The following is an 18,316-nucleotide window of genomic DNA, read 5'->3' as shown; positions in this document are numbered from 1 at the left end:
TGCGGTCTTGTTATGACCAGGATAAAAATTATGAGCACCAATCCAAAACCCGCATTTAGACGCATTCTTCTTAAATTAAGTGGCGAAGCACTGATGGGCGACGAAGGCTTCGGCATCGACCCTAAAGTATTAGATCGCATGGCTCAGGAAGTGAAAGAGCTGGTTGAGCTGGGTATTCAGGTGGGTGTGGTTATTGGTGGTGGTAATCTGTTTCGCGGTGAAGGCCTAGCAAAAGCCGGCATGAACCGTGTGGTGGGCGATCACATGGGTATGCTGGCAACGGTTATGAACGGCTTGGCAATGCGAGACGCCCTGCACCGTGCCTATGTTAATGCTCGTCTGATGTCAGCTATCCCGTTAAAGGGTGTGTGTGATGATTACAATTGGGCTGAAGCGATCAGCTTGCTAAAATCTGGCCGAGTGGTTATTTTTGCTGCCGGTACAGGTAATCCTTTCTGCACGACCGATTCTGCGGCCTGTTTACGCGGCATTGAAATCGAAGCTGAAGTCGTATTGAAAGGCACTAAAGTTGACGGTGTATACTCCGAAGACCCAATGAAGAACCCAGACGCCGTTAAGTATGATGAAGTGACTTATGCGGAAATTCTGGAAAAAGAATTAAAAGTAATGGACTTAGCCGCCTTTACTATGGCGCGTGATCACGACATGCCTATTTTAGTCTTCAACATGAATAAACCTGGCGCTCTACGCCGCGTTATCATGGGTGAAGAAGAAGGCACGCTGATCAGAGCGAAAAAAGTTATTTAATGACCAAGAAGGACATTTAACGTGATTGAGAACATTAAGAAAGATGCGCAAGAGCGTATGGGTAAATGCGTTGACGCGACTAAAAACCAAATGGCAAAAGTGCGTACAGGTCGTGCCCACCCAAGCCTGCTGGATTCCATTCAAGTCTCTTACTACGGCACTATGACGCCACTAAACCAAGTGGCTAACGTGGGCGTTGAAGATTCACGCACTCTGTCTGTGACTGTGTTTGACCGTAGTGCTATCCAAGCCGTTGAAAAGGCTATTATGAGCTCTGATTTAGGTCTGAATCCTATGTCAGCTGGCGCGACATTACGTATTCCATTACCCGCGTTGACTGAAGAACGTCGTAAAGACTTCATCAAAGTGGTACGTAACGAAGCTGAAAACGGTCGTATTGCTATCCGTAACGTGCGTCGTGATGCGATTTCTGAAGTGAAAAAGCTTGAAAAAGCTAAAGCTTGTACTGAAGATGATGTGCGTCGCAGTGAAGAAGAAGTGCAAAAGTTCACCGATGCTCACATTAAAAAGGTCGATGAGATTTTAGCGGCCAAAGAAATTGAGTTGATGGAAGTCTAATCTCAGTTCGATAAGCTAGAGTTGATGCGCCGTGTAGGGGTATACTACACGGCGTTTGTCTATTTTAAAGGGCTGTATTAGATGTCATCCACAGTGGAACTTGATCCGCACCCTAGGACGAGTGAGAGTGATTTATACACTCAAACGACCTTGCCGGGACAATTACCCGAACTCGTGAAACAGTCGTTACCTAAGCATGTTGCTATTATCATGGATGGCAATGGGCGTTGGGCACAAACCCAAGGTAAACCACGAGTGATGGGACATAAGGCTGGTGTTAAGGCCGTTAGAAGAGCCGTAAGCACGGCAAGCCAATTAGGCATTGAATCGCTAACCTTATTCGCATTTTCTAGCGAGAATTGGCGTAGACCCGATAAAGAAGTCAGCTTGCTGATGGAGTTGTTTTTTACCGTATTACAGCGCGAAATTAAATTGCTGGATAAGAATCAGGTTAAGCTCAACATTATTGGCGATATCAGCCGCTTTTCTGCGCGATTACAGAAGCAAATTGCTGCTGCTCAAGAGAAGACATCTCGCAATACTGGCTTGGTTCTGAATGTTGCGGCTAACTATGGTGGCCGTTGGGACATACTTCAAGCAGCACAAAAATTAGCGGAAAAGGTCGAAACTGGCGAAATGACCAGCAGTCAGTTCACCGAAGAAGCCTTAAGTGCACATTTGTGCATGCAAAATCAGAGTGAAGTTGATTTAATGATCCGCACGGGCGGGGACTGTCGCATCAGTAATTTTGTGCTGTGGCAGGCGGCCTATGCAGAATTGGTGTTTACCGACACCCTTTGGCCTGATTTCGATGAACAGGCTTTTCATGAAGCGATAGCCATTTTTGCAAGTCGCCAGCGCCGTTTTGGTCTGACTGGAAGTCAGATTGATGAGATGCGTGCATTGTAAAACCTCATGAGGGATTTTTTTTGCTAAAACAACGAATAATAACAGCAACTTGGTTAGTTCCATTAGTTTTAGGGGCGATATTTTTGCTCCCTGCCAGCTACTTCGCCTGGGCCTTAGTTGCCGTCTTCCTTATTGCAGCAAAGGAATGGGGAAGAATTATCGATAATCAGTGTGATGTCACTCAGTGGAGCTTTACCTTCACAGTTGGTATCTTATTGGTGGCAATTAATCTTATTGTGCCAATCGATGCAGTTTGGTTAAGCCATCAGTTACATCCTATCTATTTGGCCATTCTCTATATTGGTGCATTCTGGTGGTTAGCATCACTATTATTAGTGGTAACTTATCCTAAAAGCGCTAAGTTCTGGCAAAAGAATCCTATGTTTAAGTCCATGTTTGGACAGTTAACCTTAGTGCCTTGCTTTGTTGCTCTTATCGCACTCAAATCCATTAGCTCACAAACTTCACCCTATTACGGCCCAGTATTAGTACTGTTAGTGATGTTGATTGTGTGGGCCGCTGATTCTGGGGCTTACTTCGTCGGTAAAGCGATAGGTAAAACGAAACTGATGCCTGCAGTGAGCCCTGCTAAAACCTTGGAAGGCCTACTTGGTGGTTTAGTGACGACTATGCTCGTGGTTGCAGGTGTTATGTATTATTCGCCAGAGCAAGAACTGGGCTTAGTTGTGGCAGTGACCTTATTTGTTGCTTTAGTGTCGGCGCTGGGCGATTTATCTGAGAGTATGTTTAAGCGTGCGGCCTGTATTAAAGATTCTGGCACTATTTTGCCCGGTCACGGCGGTGTGCTCGACCGCATCGACAGCCTGACTGCAGCCTTGCCGGTGTTTACCCTGATCTACATTGCATTCTGGATGTAACGCTATGCAAAATATGGTGATTTTGGGTGCTACCGGTTCAATTGGTGCTAGTACCTTAAGCGTGATTTCGGCTAATCCATTGGCTTATAGCATCTATGGATTGGTGGCCAATGCGAGCGTTGATAAGATGCTGGCTTTGTGTGTAGCCCATAAACCGAAAGTCGCGCATATGGTGGATGAAGAGGCTGCGAAACAGTTACGCGCCGTTTTACCCGCTGCGCTCAATATCCAAGTCACTACTGGCATGAACGATTTACTCGGTTTAGTGACGGCTGCCGAAGTGGATACTGTAATGGCTGCGATTGTCGGGGCGGCAGGGCTAGTACCAACCCTTGAAGCCGTGAAGGCGGGAAAGCGAGTATTACTGGCCAATAAAGAAGCTTTAGTCATGTCGGGTGAGTTGTTTATTGAGGCGACTAAGCGCTCTGGTGCTGTGCTCTTGCCCGTGGACAGTGAGCATAATGCTATCTTTCAATGTTTACCCCTAGAAGTGCAGGCTAACCTCGGCCGTTGCGATTTAACTGCATCGGGTATATCCCATATTTTGTTAACCGGTTCAGGCGGACCTTTCCTGCGGTCGGAACTTGCGACACTTGCGGCCATGACGCCTGCCCAAGCCTGTAAACACCCTAATTGGTCCATGGGACCTAAAATCTCTGTTGACTCCGCCACTATGATGAATAAGGGTTTAGAGTTCATTGAGGCGCGGTGGTTGTTTAATACTCAGGCTGAGCAACTTAAAGTGGTTATTCATCCGCAAAGCGTGATCCACTCTATGGTGCAGTACCGTGATGGTTCGGTTATCGCCCAAATGGGTAACCCTGATATGCGCACACCGATTGCCCATTGCATGGCTTATCCGCAAAGAATTCATTCGGGCGTTGAACCTTTAGATTTTTTCAAAGTCGGACAGTTAAGCTTTTATGAACCTGATTTTGAACGTTTCCCCTGTTTGGCTTTGGCTATGGAGGCGTGTGCCCAAGGCCAAGAGGCAACAACCGTATTAAATGCTGCCAATGAGGTCGCTGTTGAAGCATTTTTGCAGGGGAAAATTGGTTTTACGCAAATTGCAAAAGTGAATGAAGCTTGTTTAGTCACTGTGCCTAAACGTCCTATGGGCAGCATAGAAGATATTTTAGCCTTAGATGCGCAAACCCGCGTCTATGCGCGTGAGACATTAGCAAGCATCGCTTAGCAATAGCTGAGTGATTAAATTTATAACGTAAGGAGTGGGATGTTAGATTTTTTATGGAACTTAGGTTCTTTCATCGTTGCACTGGGTCTGTTAATTACTGCCCACGAATACGGCCATTTCTATATCGCGCGACGTTGTGGCGTGAAAGTCGAACGTTTCTCCATTGGTTTTGGTAAGGCTATTTGGCGCCGTGTTGGTAAAGACGGCACTGAATATGTGTTAGCCATGATCCCCCTTGGCGGCTATGTCAAAATGCTCGATGAGCGTGTTGAAGACGTTCCCGATGAATTAAAAGATCAAGCGTTCAATCGTAAAACCGTATGGCAACGTATTGCGATTGTTGCCGCAGGTCCAATTGCTAACTTTATTTTTGCCATCGTTGCCCTGTATTTTATGTATCTGATTGGTGTGCCATCACTTAAGCCTGTGATCACCTCGACGACACCCGGGACTGCTGCTGCGCAAATTCAAATCACAGAGCCAATGCAAATAACGGCCATTTCCGGTCAGGCTGTGCGTAACTGGGAAGAAGTGAATTTAGCTTTAGTCGGCCACATAGGTGATGAAAGTCTGAGTGTATCGCTAACGCCATTGAATGGTTTGCAAGGTTTAGACTCTAGTGCGCGGTCTTATACCTTAGATACGCGTAATTGGCGTTTTGATCCTGAAAAAGAATCCCCAATTACGGCATTAGGGTTAGGGATTTATCGTCCCGAAATCGTCCCCACCATTGCTGCGATTAGTCCTGACAGTGCCGCTGCGAATAGTGAGCTAAAAGTCGGTGACACCTTAGTCGCAATAAATGGTAAAAATTATACCGATTGGCAGGCTTTTGTTGACATTATTCAACATTCTGCCAATGTGCCTGTGAGTTTAACAGTGCGTCGCAATGGCGAACAGTTTAATGTGGCAGTGACACCCTTAAGCAGTAAAAATGCCGATGGCCAAGAGATAGGTATGCTCGGGGTGAGCCCAACCCAAGCACAATGGCCAGACAATATGCGTTTACAACTTGAATATGGACCAATCGATTCTTTCGGTATAGCAGCGGATAAAACATGGCAACTTGTTGCTGTGAGCTTTAAGATGATTGGCAAATTATTTACCGGCGATGTGTCGGTGAAAAACCTGAGTGGACCCATTTCGATCGCACAGGGTGCGGGCAGTAGTGCAAACTATGGCTTGGTCTATTTTCTCGGGTTCCTCGCGCTCATCAGCGTCAATTTAGGCATCATTAACTTGCTGCCTTTACCTGTGCTCGATGGGGGACACCTGCTGTATTACTTTATTGAAGTAATAACTGGTAAACCTGTACCTGAAAAGGTGCAGGAAATAGGATTCAGATTTGGGGCAGCAATACTGCTGATGTTGATGAGCGTTGCGCTTTTCAATGATTTTGCCCGACTCTGAGCAAGGACAGACTAATAATTAGAAGTGCTCTATGAGATTGAATAAACTTTTTGCCTCGATGTTATTCGTCGGTGCGTCGTTTTCAGGGACTGTGTTGGCTGATACTTTCCAACCGTTTGAAGTGACCGACATCCAAGTTGAAGGTTTGCAACGAGTTGCACTCGGTGCTGCCTTGTTAAGCTTACCAGTAAAAGTAGGTGACACTGTTGATCAGTTAAGAATCCAGCAAGCGATTAAAAGCTTGTATGCATCGACTAACTTTGAAAATGTCTCCGTGAGCCGAGATGGCGGCGTATTAGTGGTGAAAGTCACTGAGCGTCCAACTATTAGTGCCGTGACATTCGATGGCAACAAAGACATTAAAGACGAACAGTTACAGGAAAGTCTGGACGGTTCTGGCGTTAAAGTCGGTGAGTCGCTCGATCGCACTATGTTGACCGGTATTGAAAAGGGTCTGCAGGATTTCTACTACGGCGTGGGTAAATACGGCGCGAAAGTGGAAGCCCAAGTGATTAACTTACCCCGTAATCGGGTTGAGCTGAAATTTAAGTTTACCGAAGGTTTAGCGGCCGAAATCCGCCAAATTAACGTGGTCGGTAACAAAGAGTTCACCGATGCTGAATTGATCGGCATGTTGGAACTTAAAGATTATGTGGCTTGGTGGGATCTGTTTGGTGAGCGTCGTTATCAGAAGCAAAAACTGCAGGCTGATCTCGAGACCATCAAAACTTACTATCACAATAAAGGTTATATCCGCTTCGAAGTGACTTCAACTCAAGTGGCTATGACGCCTGACCGTAAAGGTTTATATATCACCATTAACGTTGAAGAAGGTGAGAAATATAAAGTTAAAGAAGTAAACCTGACGGGTGATTTGATGGGTCGTGAAGAGTTGATGAAATCAATTCTGCCAATCAAAGCGGGTGATATGTACAACGGCGGTGATGTGACTTTCACCGAAGAAATGTACAGCAAGTATTTAGGCCGCTTCGGTTATGCTTACCCTGAAGTGAAAACCTACCCTGAAATTGATGATAAGACTAAAGAAGTCACCTTAAACATCAATGTTAAACCGGGTAAACGTGTTTACGTACGGGCGATTAACTTCACTGGTAACACAGTGACTAAAGATGAAGTGATGCGCCGTGAGCTGCGTCAGATGGAAGGCGCTTGGTTAAACTCAGCGCAAGTTGAGCAATCTAAAGCGCGTCTTAACCGTTTGGGCTTCTTCGAAACCGTTGACACTGAAACCATTCAAGTGCCAGGTACCGATGATTTAGTCGATGTTGCGGTTAAAGTGAAAGAGCAGCCGTCGGGCTCATTCAACGCGGGTGTTGGTTATGGTACTGAATCAGGCCTGAGCTTGCAGTTTGGTGTGCAGCAAAATAACTTCTTAGGCACAGGTAACCAAGCGGGTATCAGCTTGAGCACCAACAAGTACTCTAAAAACGTTAACTTATCCTATACCGATCCGTACTGGACAAAAGACGGTGTGAGTTTAGGCGGGAGCGTTTATTGGAGTGAGTTTGACGCCAATGAAGCTAACTTAGAACGCTATAAAAACAGTTCGTATGGTGTGGCGCTTAACTCGGGTTTCCCGATTAACGAATACAACCGTATCAATGGTGGTATTGGCTATCGTCACAACACGATTTCTGAGATCTCAGCTTATGAGCAGGCGCTGCGTTTCTATAACATCTATCGTGATGACGATCCAAACGCGGACTTAAGTTTCGATAACTTCGAACTCAGCCTGGGCTGGTATCGTAGCACCTTGAACCGTGGCACTTTCCCAACAGATGGCTCTTCTCAGCGTCTGAACGGCAAAATGACTTCGCCAGGGTCTGATTTACAGTATTTTAAGACAGACTTTGATACTAACTACTATTTCCCTGTTAACCGCAGTCAGAGCGTTGTGCTCTTGGCCCGTGGTCGATTAGGTTATGGTAACGGTTATGGTCAATTCAACGATAACGACCAAATTCTGCCTTTCTGGGAAAACTATTACTCAGGTGGTAGCAGCTCGCTACGTGGCTTTAAGTCTAACTCTGTAGGCCCTCGTTCATTCTATCTCTATCGAGGTAGTGAGCCGTGTGCACCGGATCCATCGGGCGATGGCTGTAGCTTGCCTGGCGATCCTAATAGTATCCAAGTCAGTTCTGGCCGCTCTATCGGTGGTAATGCCCTTGCAACGGCAAGTATGGAGTTGATTGTACCAACCCCATTTTTGGATGAGGCTTACACTAACTCAGTTCGTACTAGCTTCTTCGTAGATGCGGGTAACGTCTGGGATACTGAGTTTGATTACGAGTCATATCAAACACTTCCGGCGGACGAGTTTGCTAAGTTACAAGACTATAGTGATCCAGCTCGCCTGCGCGCCTCTTGGGGCTTGAGTGTGCAATGGTTATCACCTATGGGACCTATGGTGTTCAGCTTAGCGTGGCCGCTTAAAGAATATGAAGGTGACCAAACAGAGATCTTCTCTTTCAATATTGGCAAAACTTTTTAAAAGGCATACACTCGGCAAGTTTTGCTGACAATAACAAGGTAACAAGGAGTTTATTTTGAACAAGATGGTAAATTGCGCGCTGATGACGTTAGTTTTGTTAGGCGCGCCGTTAGTGGCACATGCTGAGAAAATTGCCGTAGTGGATATGGGCGCTGTGTTTGAACAGCTCCCACAACGTGAACAGATCTCTCAATCTCTGAAGAAAGAGTTTGGTGATCGCGTAGCTGATGTCCAAAAAATGCAAGAAGAAATGCGTTCTCTGATGGAGAAGCAGCAACGTGACGGTGCGTTAATGAACGATGCACAAAAAACAGAGCTGGTTCGTAAAATGGAATCGCTAAAATCTGAATATCAGTTAAAAGGCAAAGCATTGGATGAAGACCTACGTCGTCGCCAAGGTGAAGAGCAAAATAAACTGTTAGTTAAAGTGCAAAAAGCCATCAACACTATCGCTGAAAAAGACCAATATGATTTGGTATTACAACGTGGTGCTGTCATTTATGTTAAGCCTAACGCTGACATCAGTGGCAAAGTGGTTGAAGCCTTAAGCAAAGGCAAGTAATAGATGAATAGTGTGACTTTAAAAGAGCTATGCCTGTTATTAGACGGTGATATCCAAGGCGACGAAACGCTAATTATTAATAGTGTGGCGACCTTAGAAAATGCCAAGGCGGGTCAGATCTCTTTTTTAGCCAACAGTAAATACCGCTCTCAGCTTGAGGCAACTCAAGCGAGTGCGGTGTTATTGTCAGCTAAAGATGCGCAGGATTATCAAGGTACTGCGTTAATTGTAAAAGATCCATATGTCGGTTTTGCCCGTGTTGCTCAGTATTTGGACACGACACCCAAAGCGGCGGTGGGCATCCATCCTTCGGCTCAAATTGATCCTTCAGCCCATTTAGGGGAAGGTGTCGCTATTGGCGCGAATGCTGTGATTGGTGCGAACGTCATTTTAGGTGAAAATGTGCAGATTGGTGCCGGTGTTGTGCTGGGACAAGATGTGGTTATTGGCTCAAAAACACGTTTGTGGGCTAATGTCACCGTCTATCACGATGTGCATTTAGGACAGGATTGTATTATCCATTCGGGTGCCGTATTAGGCTCAGATGGTTTTGGTTATGCTAACGAACGTGGTCAGTGGATTAAAATTCCGCAGACAGGTGGCGTGCGTATTGGCGATCGGGTTGAGATTGGTGCTAATTCAACGGTAGATCGTGGGGCATTAGGCCATACAGAGATCCACGACGGTGTGATTATTGATAACCAAGTGCAAATTGCCCATAACGATATAATCGGCGAAAATACTGCTATTGCAGGCAGTACTACTGTTGCTGGCAGTGTCACTATTGGTAAATATTGTATTATTGGCGGTAGCTGTGCCATCGCAGGTCATTTGAGCATTGCCGATGGTGTGCATGTGTCTGGTGCTACCAATATCACCACTAATATGCGTGAGCCTGGCTTATACTCTTCTGCCACGGTGGCAATGGACAATAAACTTTGGCGTAAAAATACAGTTCGTTTCCGTCAGTTAGATGAACTGTTCCAGCGTGTTAAAACGTTGGAAAAAAATTTAAAAACACCAGATTAATTGCCCCAAGGCAATTTGAGGAACTCGGTTCGTGTCTAATCAAATGAACACTATGGATATTAAAGAAATACTTAAATATCTACCCCATAGATATCCATTCCTATTGATCGATCGTGTGCTTGATTACACTCCTGGTGTTAGTCTGCAGGCGATCAAAAACGTTTCAATAAATGAGCCATTTTTTCAGGGACATTTCCCGATACAACCTGTGATGCCAGGTGTGCTTATTTTAGAAGCGATGGCACAGGCAACTGGCCTGTTAGCCTTTAAAACGATGAGTAGTGATGTACCACCACCAGGTGTGTTGTATTACTTTGCTGGTATCGATAATGCGCGTTTTAGACGTGTGGTTGAGCCAGGAGATCAAATTCATTTTGATGTCAAAATGATTAAAGAGCGCCGCGGGATTGGCGTTTTCTACGGTGAGGCCAAAGTGGATGGTGAAGTGGTTTGTTCCGCTGAAATCATGTGTGCCCGCAGAGAGATTAGTCAGTGATAGATACATTAGCGTTTGTGCATCCCGATGCAAAAATTGGCAATAACGTCACTATTGGCCCTTGGACCTATATCGGTGCGGGCGTCGAAATTGGTGATGATTGTTGGTTGAGTTCCCATGTGGTGGTCAAAGGCCCAACGATTATCGGCAAAGGGAATCGTATTTTTCAATTCGCCTCTGTTGGTGAAGAATGCCAAGACAAAAAGTACGCTGGTGAGCCGACACGACTGAGCATTGGCGACAATAACGTCATCCGTGAAAACGTGACCATTCACCGCGGTACGGTTCAAGATAACAGTGAAACCCGTATTGGTTCGAATAACTTGTTTATGAACTATGTGCATATCGCCCATGACTGTGTGGTCGGCGATAATGTCATCATGGCGAATAACGCATCTATTGCAGGTCATGTGCACGTCGGTGACTGGGCGATTTTAGGCGGTATGACAGGCGTACATCAGTTTGTGCATATTGGTGCCCATGCTTTTACTGCCGGTTGTTCTTTAGTTTTGCAGGATGTGCCTCCTTTTGTGATGGCAGCGGGTCAACCGACAGTGCCTCGCGGCTTAAACAGCGAAGGTATGAAGCGTCGCGGTTTTTCTAAAGAAAGCCAGTTAGCCGTGCGTCGTGCTTATAAAACCTTATACCGTAGCAGTTTAACGGTAGAAGAAGCGATTGAAGCATTAGCTGAAGATGCGCAGAACGATGAGCAAGTCAAATTACTGCTTGAGTTTGTAAAGTCATCGAGTCGCGGCATTATTCGCTAACTTGATGACCACATGACAACAAAAGGGCATTTATATGCCCTTTTGTATTATTGGTTTAAGCCTTTTTTGTGGTAGACGTAGCCGTTAAAAATGCGTTTATTCATCAATGCATTCGACCATAAATGAGCTTAGTCATTAATTGAATCATTAACTTAACATAAGTGTAGGCTTGGAACGATGCATTTTAGGTGCGGTTTACCTCTTCATCCAATGCCATTAATTCATGAGACGTGATTGGTTTATGAGCAATAAAACTCCATTAGTGTTTGCCATGGTTGCCGGAGAACTCTCAGGCGATATTTTAGGTGCAGGTTTAATGGCTGCGCTGCAAAAGACCCATCCCGATGCGCGCTTTGTCGGTATCGGTGGACCCCGCATGGAAGCCCTAGGCTTCAAATCCCTGTTTGCGATGGAAGAACTCGCAGTGATGGGAATCGTTGAAGTGTTATCCCGTCTACCTCGCTTATTAAAAGTGCGGTCATCCTTGATTAAAGAGATCACCGCGCTTAAGCCCGATTGTTTTATTGGTATAGATGCACCGGATTTTAATATAGGCCTCGAGCTTAAACTCAAAGCGCGCGGTATTAAAACCGTTCATTATGTGAGCCCATCCGTGTGGGCATGGCGCCCAAAACGTATATTCAAAATCGCGAAGGCGACCCATATGGTGTTGTCGCTATTGCCATTTGAGAAAGCTTTTTATGACAAGCATCAAGTACCTTGTACCTTTGTGGGTCATACCTTAGCGGATGATATTCCGTTGCGAAGCGATAAAGCGGCGGCGCGTCAGTTACTTGAACTCGATGCCGATGCAGAATATTTAGCGATTCTACCGGGATCTCGTGGTGGCGAGTTAAAGCAATTGGCCGAGCCTTTCGTGAAAGCGGCTTTACTGATTAAACAGAACTTCCCTGATATACGTTTTGTGACGCCGCTGGTCAATCAAAAACGCCGTGAGCAATTTGAGCAAGCGCTGAAGGATTTTGCACCGGATCTCGAAATTCATATGGTCGAAGGTCAGTCGCGCGAAGTCATGGCGGCTGCCGATGGCATTTTATTAGCATCAGGCACCGCGACGTTAGAAGCCATGTTGGTTAAGCGTCCAATGGTGGTGGCTTATCGTGTTAGCCCTATGACCTATTGGATTGCTAAGCGCATGATGCAGGTCGAGCGTTTCTCGTTACCGAATCTACTGGCTGGAAAAGATCTCGTCCCTGAGCTCATTCAAGAAGATTGCACGCCAGAGAAAATCGCTGCGGCGGTCACAGTCGAGTTAAATCGAGATTTTACGCCGCTCAAAGCTGAGTTTGATGCCCTGCACCAAGTGTTACGCCGTGATGCGAGCTTAAAAGCCGCTGAAGCGGTAATGGCACTGGTTGAGCCTAAACCAAGTCATGCTAAATCACTGGAGGCTAACTAGTGGCAACTTTTAAAAGTTTAACCGACGCCGATTTGCTGGCCTTTTCGACGGGATTAATTGCTGGTGTGGATGAAGTCGGCCGTGGGCCATTAGTCGGCGATGTAGTGACTGCGGCTGTGATTTTAGATCCAAACAAGCCCATCAGTGGTCTGAATGATTCCAAGAAACTCAGTGAGAAGCGCCGCGAAGCTTTGTTTGATGAGATTTGTGAAAAAGCCCTGTGTTATCACGTGGGCCGCGCAAGTCCTGCTGAAATCGATACGCTTAATATCTTGCATGCCACTATGTTGGCAATGCAGCGCGCGGTTGCAGGGCTTAAGATTGCGCCTACGTTGGTGTTAGTCGATGGCAATCGCAGTCCGGCATTTGTTGCCCATAATGGCGTCTCGCTTACCAGTCACAGCATCATTAAAGGTGATGGTTTAATTGCCAGTATTAGTGCCGCATCGATTATCGCCAAAGTGACGCGGGATCGTGAGATGGATGTGCTCGATGCTGCTTATCCGCAATACGGTTTTGCTAAGCATAAGGGCTATCCGACTAAGGCGCATTTTGAGGCCATCGCCGAACATGGGGTGTTTGACCAATATCGTAAAAGTTTTAAACCCGTCAAGGCATTACTGGGACTGTAAGCTGTGCTCCCAAGCTACCTGAAGATACGAGTTTCAGGTTGTTTGGGTATAAGTTCCCGTTATCCAGCAAAGTCACTGGCTCTGGCTGCGTGACTTTGTTAGTCTGCTTTCTAGTTATTGTTAACCTGCTATTCAAAGATAATCCTAATTATGTCCGATCCTCGTTTTGTGCATCTTCGTGTCCACAGTGACTTCTCTATGACCGATGGCGTGGCCAAGGTCAAGCCTATTTTGGCGCAGGTGGAAGCACAGGGAATGGCGGCTGTCGCCCTGACTGACCAAAACAACTTTTGTGGTTTGGTTAAGTTTTACAGTGGTTGCCATGGTGCGGGGATCAAACCGATTATCGGCGCCGATTTTTGGATGCAAGTGCCCGGATTCGAAGGCGAATTATGCGCCTTGACCATAATTGCGATGAACAATGTTGGTTATCAGAATCTGACCCAAATTATCAGTCAGGCCTATTTGCGTGGCCAAGTGGCTGGGCGCGTGGTGATCGACCAAGAGTGGTTACTCACTTATAACGAAGGCATTTTGCTGTTATCAGGTGCCAAAGAAGGCGATCTGGGTAAGGCGTTGCTCAAGGGTAATAGCACTCAGGTTGAATCTTTATGTGAGTTTTATCAAACTCATTTCGCCGATCGTTATTTTCTTGAACTCATTCGTACCGGTCGCCCCGATGAAGAACGCTATCTGCACATGGCTGTAATCTTAGCGCAGGAGAAAGGCATTCCAGTGGTCGCCACCAATCAGGTGGTGTTCCTTAAACCTGAAGATTTTGACGCCCATGAAATTCGGGTGGCAATTCACGATGGCTTTACCCTTGCAGATCCTCGTCGACCTAAAAAATACAGTGAACAGCAGTATTTGCGTAGCGAAGAGGAAATGTGTGAACTATTCGCCGACATTCCTGCGGCGTTGGCGAACAGTGTCGAAATCGCTAAACGCTGTAATGTAACGATCCGTTTGTACGAATATTTCCTGCCCAACTTCCCGACGGGCGATATGTCCATCGAAGACTTTCTGGTTGATTGTTCGAAGAAGGGCCTTGAAGAGCGGCTCGAGTTTTTGTTCCCTGATCCTGAGGTGCGCGCCGAGAAACGCGGCGAATACGATGAGCGCCTCGACATTGAACTTAAAGTGATCAACCAGATGGGGTTCCCAGGTTACTTCTTGATCGTGATGGAGTTCATCCAATGGGGTAAAGATAACGGTATTCCAGTAGGGCCTGGTCGTGGCTCGGGCGCGGGTTCACTCGTGGCCTATGCGCTTAAGATTACCGACTTAGACCCATTAGAATTTGACTTACTGTTTGAGCGATTCCTCAACCCAGAGCGGGTTTCTATGCCCGACTTTGACGTCGACTTTTGCATGGATAGACGTGATGAAGTGATCGACCATGTGGCCGAATTGTACGGCCGCGAAGCGGTATCGCAAATCATCACCTTCGGAACTATGGCGGCAAAAGCGGTTATTCGCGACGTGGGTCGCGTGCTGGGTCATCCCTATGGCTTCGTTGACCGAATTTCTAAACTCATTCCACCAGAACCTGGGATGACGCTGGCGAAGGCTTTTGAGGTCGAGCCAGCCCTGCAAGAATCCTATGATGCCGATGAAGACGTAAAAGATCTGATCGACATGTGTCGCAAGCTCGAAGGTGTGACGCGTAACGCCGGTAAACACGCGGGTGGTGTGGTGATTGCACCGACAAAAATTACCGATTTTGCGCCACTCTATTGCGATGCTGAAGGTAAAAACCCAGTAACGCAATTCGATAAAAACGACGTTGAAACCGCAGGTTTAGTTAAATTCGACTTTTTGGGTTTACGCACTTTGACAATCATTGACTGGGCACTGGAGATGGTGAACAAGGTCGAGGTCAAAAACGGTCGCCCACCGGTGCGCATCGAAGCGATTCCGTTAACGGATGCGGCATCTTTCCGCTTGTTGCAAAAATATGAAACCACAGCGGTATTCCAGTTGGAATCCCGCGGTATGAAGGATTTGATTAAGCGTCTGCAGCCCGACTGTTTTGAAGACATGATCGCACTGGTGGCATTGTTCCGCCCTGGGCCTTTGCAATCGGGCATGGTAGATAACTTCATCGAGCGTAAGCATGGGCGCGAGGAAGTATCGTATCCCGATTCTCAGTACCAGCATGAATCCCTAAAAGAACTGCTATCGCCGACCTACGGTATTATTCTGTATCAAGAGCAAGTGATGCAGATTGCACAGGTGTTATCGGGTTACACCCTTGGCGGCGCCGACATGTTGCGCCGTGCTATGGGTAAGAAAAAGCCCGAAGAGATGGCCAAGCAGCGCAGTATCTTTAAAGAGGGCGCAATCAATAACGGCGTCGATGGCGACTTGTCGATGAAGATCTTCGACTTAGTGGAAAAGTTCGCTGGCTACGGTTTTAACAAATCTCACTCAGCCGCCTATGCGCTTGTGTCTTATCAGACCTTATGGCTAAAAACCCATTATCCTTCGCAGTTTATGGCGGCGGTAATGTCGGCTGATATGGACAACACAGATAAAATTGTGACTTTGGTCGATGAATGCGAGCGTATGGGATTACCGCTCATTCCTCCGGATGTGAACAAAGGCTTGTTCAAATTCACCGTTGATGATGATTTGCGCATTGTTTATGGCATTGGCGCCATTAAAGGCGTGGGTGAAGGTCCAGTTGAATCGATTTTAGAGGCGCGTAAAGATGGCCCCTTCGTGGATCTATTCGATTTCTGTGCCCGTATCGATTTGAAAAAGCTCAATAAGCGCGTGATTGAAAAGCTGATCTGCGCGGGCGCACTCGATACTCTAGGGCCGCATCGTGCGTCTATGATGGCAACCTTGCCCGAAGCGATTCGCGCTGCTGATCAACATGCCAAAGCCGAGGCGATTGGCCAACACGATATGTTTGGTTTGCTTAACAGTGAACCCGAAGACAGTAAGCAGCAGTTTGTCGAATGTACCCCATGGCCAGATAAAATTTGGCTCGAAGGCGAGCGCGAAACCTTAGGCTTGTATTTGACCGGTCATCCGATCAATCAATATTTAAAAGAGCTTAAGCATTACACGTCCGGTCGTTTGAAAGATGTGCATCCCACCGAACGCGGTAAAACTGCTAAGGCTGCGGGGTTAGTGGTGGCAACGCGAGTGATGCTGACCAAGCGCGGCTCGAAAATGGGCCTGTTGACACTCGATGATAAGAGCGCACGTCTTGAAATCATGTTGTTTACCGAAGCCTTTGAAAAATTTAATCATCTGCTGGAGAAAGACCGCATCCTCATTTGTGAAGGTGAGGTGAGTTACGATGATTTTGCCGGCGGCAACCGTATGACGGCGCGTAACATCATAGATATCAGTGAGGCGCGCAGCCACTTTGCCAAAGCGCTGGAAATTGATATGGATGGCAGCGAGTTAACGCCATCGGCGTTAGACACTTTTGAGCAAGCCCTAAGCCCGTGGCGTAACGGCGCCGTGCCTGTGGTGATCAATTACACTCAAGCTCAAGCCAAAGGTCAGTTTAGGTTAGCCGATGCTTGGCGAGTGAATCCGACCGATGACTTGATGCTCTCGCTCGAATCGCTCCTCGGGCCAAACAAGGTGAGAATTTTATTCTAATGTTGGCGAATGTCTTAGGTGCAAACAGATGAAGTTAACTTATGTCGGTTAAGCTTGACGAAGCGTTGACTGCTGGCGATCTCAGCGCGCATATCTGTGATTTTTTGGCTGCGCAATCCTTAGCGCCTGACAGCAAGTTAGTACTGGCTTACAGTGGTGGGGTTGATTCCGAAGTCTTGGCCTTTGGTTTAAGCCAGTTTGCACGGCAACATCCGGAGTTTAATTATCTGCTAGTGTATGTACACCATGGCCTAAGCGATAACGCTGAGGCTTGGGCACAGCATTGCCTTGAGCGGGGCCAGTATTACGACCTGCCCGTGACGGTTGAGCGAGTCGCGGTTAATCGTGGACCAAGATTGAGCCTTGAAGCCGAAGCTCGAAAAGTCCGTTATCAAGCGATTGAACGGCATTTAAGCGAAAATGATGTGTTGTTGACAGCTCACCATGAAGACGATCAGCTCGAAACTATTCTGCTGGCGCTCAAACGTGGTCAAGGCCCGAAAGGGCTGGCGGCCATGGGGCAAGTACAAGCATTAGCACAAGGCAAACAATTGCGGCCGTTATTGGATATCAGCCGTGAGCAGATTGAAGCCTACGCAAAACAGCAGGGCTTAGTGCATATTGAAGATGAAAGTAATCAAGACGATAAGTACGATCGAAATTTTTTACGCTTAGAAATCATTCCCCGCTTAAAAGCGCGTTGGCCGAGTATTGCGACAACTGCGAGTCGAAGTGCGGCATTGTGCGCCGAGCAACAGGCGACGCTGGATTTACAGGTGAGTGAACGTTTACCTTTATGGTTAACCCAAGCGCCTTACCATACTCAAAGTGTATTCAAGCTCGATGGTTTTGCCGAACAGTCAGCCGACTGGCAAGCGTTACTCTTGCGGGGTTTTATTGAATCCCAAGGTTTTGCTTTGCCCTCAAAGGTGCAGCTTAAGCAAATCATCACTCAGCTTCTTAACGCGAAAGACGATGCTAAAGTGCATATTCGAGTGGGTGAGTGTGAAATCCGCCGCTTTGCTAATCAAGTCTATTTATTCCAGTATCAAACTCACAAACGTTACACTCAGCCTGTGAGTTGGAGCTTGCCACAGCATGACTTTATTTCTTTATTACAGGGAGATAGTACCGAATTAGTCGTGTCGCCTGCGGGCTTAGCGAATGGTGAGCAGATTAGGCTGATAGTGACAGAACAAGGTCCCAGAGTCCGTTTACCTTGGCCTGATGAAGTGGTCAGTGTGCGTTATCAACTTGCGGGACAATTTCGCTGCCACCCGCATTCTCGGGGTAAGGGGCGAGAATTAAAGAAACTGTGGCAAGAGTTTGCCATTCCGCCTTGGGTACGCGAAAAGGTGGGGTTTGTGTTTTATGGCGAGCAACTGGTGATGGCAATTGGACTGTGGGTTGAAAAGGGCTTTATTGTTGAGTCGAATGGACTTGGTTTACAGGTGTTTGTTGAGGAAGCAAAGGAATTCTAGTCGAGAGTTAATCTTGGAATATTGGTGTGTTCTAGGAAAGCGAGAGTGGAACGC

15 protein-coding genes are annotated in these 18,316 nt (G+C 46.8%); all 15 read left to right on the top strand.

All coding sequences use genetic code 11. From position 1 onward, the window contains the following. The first annotated feature begins 30 nt into the window (after nt 1–30). The 15 genes from pyrH to tilS all read left to right on the top strand — a co-directional run bounded on the left by pyrH (nt 31) and on the right by tilS (nt 18,262). A complete protein-coding gene (gene pyrH, locus L5M28_RS00305) occupies nt 31–768 on the top strand; it encodes a UMP kinase (RefSeq protein ID WP_006080981.1) in 738 nt (245 codons plus the stop codon). 21 nt (nt 769–789) lie between these two features. Next, nucleotides 790–1,347 carry a ribosome recycling factor gene (gene frr / locus L5M28_RS00300; protein WP_012088724.1) on the top strand — a complete coding sequence of 186 codons (558 nt, stop codon included), beginning with the start codon at nt 790–792 and terminating at the stop codon, nt 1,345–1,347. Nucleotides 1,348–1,428: 81 nt separating this feature from the next. Beyond that, nucleotides 1,429–2,256, top strand: coding sequence for an isoprenyl transferase (locus tag L5M28_RS00295; RefSeq protein ID WP_028760605.1), 828 nt, complete (start codon nt 1,429–1,431; stop codon nt 2,254–2,256). Nucleotides 2,257–2,276: 20 nt separating this feature from the next. Then, entirely contained in the window at nt 2,277–3,134 is an 858-nt protein-coding gene (locus L5M28_RS00290; protein WP_131523803.1) for a phosphatidate cytidylyltransferase, read from the top strand. A 4-nt stretch (nt 3,135–3,138) separates the two neighbouring features. Continuing rightward, entirely contained in the window at nt 3,139–4,329 is a 1,191-nt protein-coding gene (gene ispC, locus L5M28_RS00285; RefSeq protein WP_263196471.1) for a 1-deoxy-D-xylulose-5-phosphate reductoisomerase, read from the top strand. 39 nt (nt 4,330–4,368) lie between these two features. Beyond that, the gene (gene rseP / locus L5M28_RS00280; protein WP_028760602.1) at nt 4,369–5,739 is read left to right on the top strand and encodes a sigma E protease regulator RseP; all 1,371 of its coding nucleotides are present in this window, start codon (nt 4,369–4,371) and stop codon (nt 5,737–5,739) included. Between the two features lie 31 nt (nt 5,740–5,770). Then, a complete protein-coding gene (bamA, locus tag L5M28_RS00275; protein ID WP_263196473.1) occupies nt 5,771–8,251 on the top strand; it encodes an outer membrane protein assembly factor BamA in 2,481 nt (826 codons plus the stop codon). 64 nt (nt 8,252–8,315) lie between these two features. Continuing rightward, on the top strand, nt 8,316–8,813 hold the full coding sequence (locus tag L5M28_RS00270; RefSeq protein WP_028760600.1) for an OmpH family outer membrane protein: 498 nt from the start codon (nt 8,316–8,318) through the stop codon (nt 8,811–8,813). Between the two features lie 3 nt (nt 8,814–8,816). After that, entirely contained in the window at nt 8,817–9,842 is a 1,026-nt protein-coding gene (gene lpxD / locus L5M28_RS00265; protein ID WP_105249717.1) for a UDP-3-O-(3-hydroxymyristoyl)glucosamine N-acyltransferase, read from the top strand. A 31-nt stretch (nt 9,843–9,873) separates the two neighbouring features. Beyond that, entirely contained in the window at nt 9,874–10,338 is a 465-nt protein-coding gene (gene fabZ, locus L5M28_RS00260) for a 3-hydroxyacyl-ACP dehydratase FabZ (RefSeq protein ID WP_006080990.1), read from the top strand. Continuing rightward, nucleotides 10,335–11,105 carry an acyl-ACP--UDP-N-acetylglucosamine O-acyltransferase gene (gene lpxA / locus L5M28_RS00255; RefSeq protein ID WP_263196475.1) on the top strand — a complete coding sequence of 257 codons (771 nt, stop codon included), beginning with the start codon at nt 10,335–10,337 and terminating at the stop codon, nt 11,103–11,105. Before fabZ ends, lpxA begins: the two co-directional genes overlap by 4 nt. Nucleotides 11,106–11,346: 241 nt before the next feature. Then, complete coding sequence (gene lpxB / locus L5M28_RS00250; protein WP_113938987.1) at nt 11,347–12,525, top strand: lipid-A-disaccharide synthase; 1,179 nt, start codon at nt 11,347–11,349, stop codon at nt 12,523–12,525. After that, complete coding sequence (gene rnhB, locus L5M28_RS00245; protein WP_263172263.1) at nt 12,525–13,157, top strand: ribonuclease HII; 633 nt, start codon at nt 12,525–12,527, stop codon at nt 13,155–13,157. Before lpxB ends, rnhB begins: the two co-directional genes overlap by 1 nt. Before the next feature lie 150 nt (nt 13,158–13,307). Next, nucleotides 13,308–16,781, top strand: a complete 3,474-nt coding sequence (gene dnaE / locus L5M28_RS00240; RefSeq protein WP_263202076.1) for a DNA polymerase III subunit alpha — start codon at nt 13,308–13,310, stop codon at nt 16,779–16,781. Between the two features lie 41 nt (nt 16,782–16,822). Beyond that, nucleotides 16,823–18,262, top strand: a complete 1,440-nt coding sequence (gene tilS / locus L5M28_RS00235; RefSeq protein WP_263202075.1) for a tRNA lysidine(34) synthetase TilS — start codon at nt 16,823–16,825, stop codon at nt 18,260–18,262. The last annotated feature ends 54 nt before the right edge of the window (nt 18,263–18,316 follow it).

This window comes from Shewanella sp. SW32, assembly GCF_025653365.1.
Taxonomy (GTDB): domain Bacteria; phylum Pseudomonadota; class Gammaproteobacteria; order Enterobacterales; family Shewanellaceae; genus Shewanella; species Shewanella oncorhynchi.
Note: the sequence above shows the minus strand (reverse complement) of the source record. Positions and strands in the feature narration are given on the sequence as shown.

What these genes read in the sequence shown, in the direction of transcription:
- pyrH (WP_006080981.1), top strand. Translation starts at nt 31, where the DNA reads ATGAGCACCAATCCAAAACCCGCATTTAGACGCATTCTTCTTAAATTA.
- L5M28_RS00295 (WP_028760605.1), top strand. Translation starts at nt 1,429, where the DNA reads ATGTCATCCACAGTGGAACTTGATCCGCACCCTAGGACGAGTGAGAGT.
- ispC (WP_263196471.1), top strand. Translation starts at nt 3,139, where the DNA reads ATGCAAAATATGGTGATTTTGGGTGCTACCGGTTCAATTGGTGCTAGT.
- rseP (WP_028760602.1), top strand. Translation starts at nt 4,369, where the DNA reads ATGTTAGATTTTTTATGGAACTTAGGTTCTTTCATCGTTGCACTGGGT.
- bamA (WP_263196473.1), top strand. Translation starts at nt 5,771, where the DNA reads ATGAGATTGAATAAACTTTTTGCCTCGATGTTATTCGTCGGTGCGTCG.
- L5M28_RS00270 (WP_028760600.1), top strand. Translation starts at nt 8,316, where the DNA reads ATGGTAAATTGCGCGCTGATGACGTTAGTTTTGTTAGGCGCGCCGTTA.
- lpxD (WP_105249717.1), top strand. Translation starts at nt 8,817, where the DNA reads ATGAATAGTGTGACTTTAAAAGAGCTATGCCTGTTATTAGACGGTGAT.
- lpxB (WP_113938987.1), top strand. Translation starts at nt 11,347, where the DNA reads ATGAGCAATAAAACTCCATTAGTGTTTGCCATGGTTGCCGGAGAACTC.
- dnaE (WP_263202076.1), top strand. Translation starts at nt 13,308, where the DNA reads ATGTCCGATCCTCGTTTTGTGCATCTTCGTGTCCACAGTGACTTCTCT.
- tilS (WP_263202075.1), top strand. Translation starts at nt 16,823, where the DNA reads ATGTCGGTTAAGCTTGACGAAGCGTTGACTGCTGGCGATCTCAGCGCG.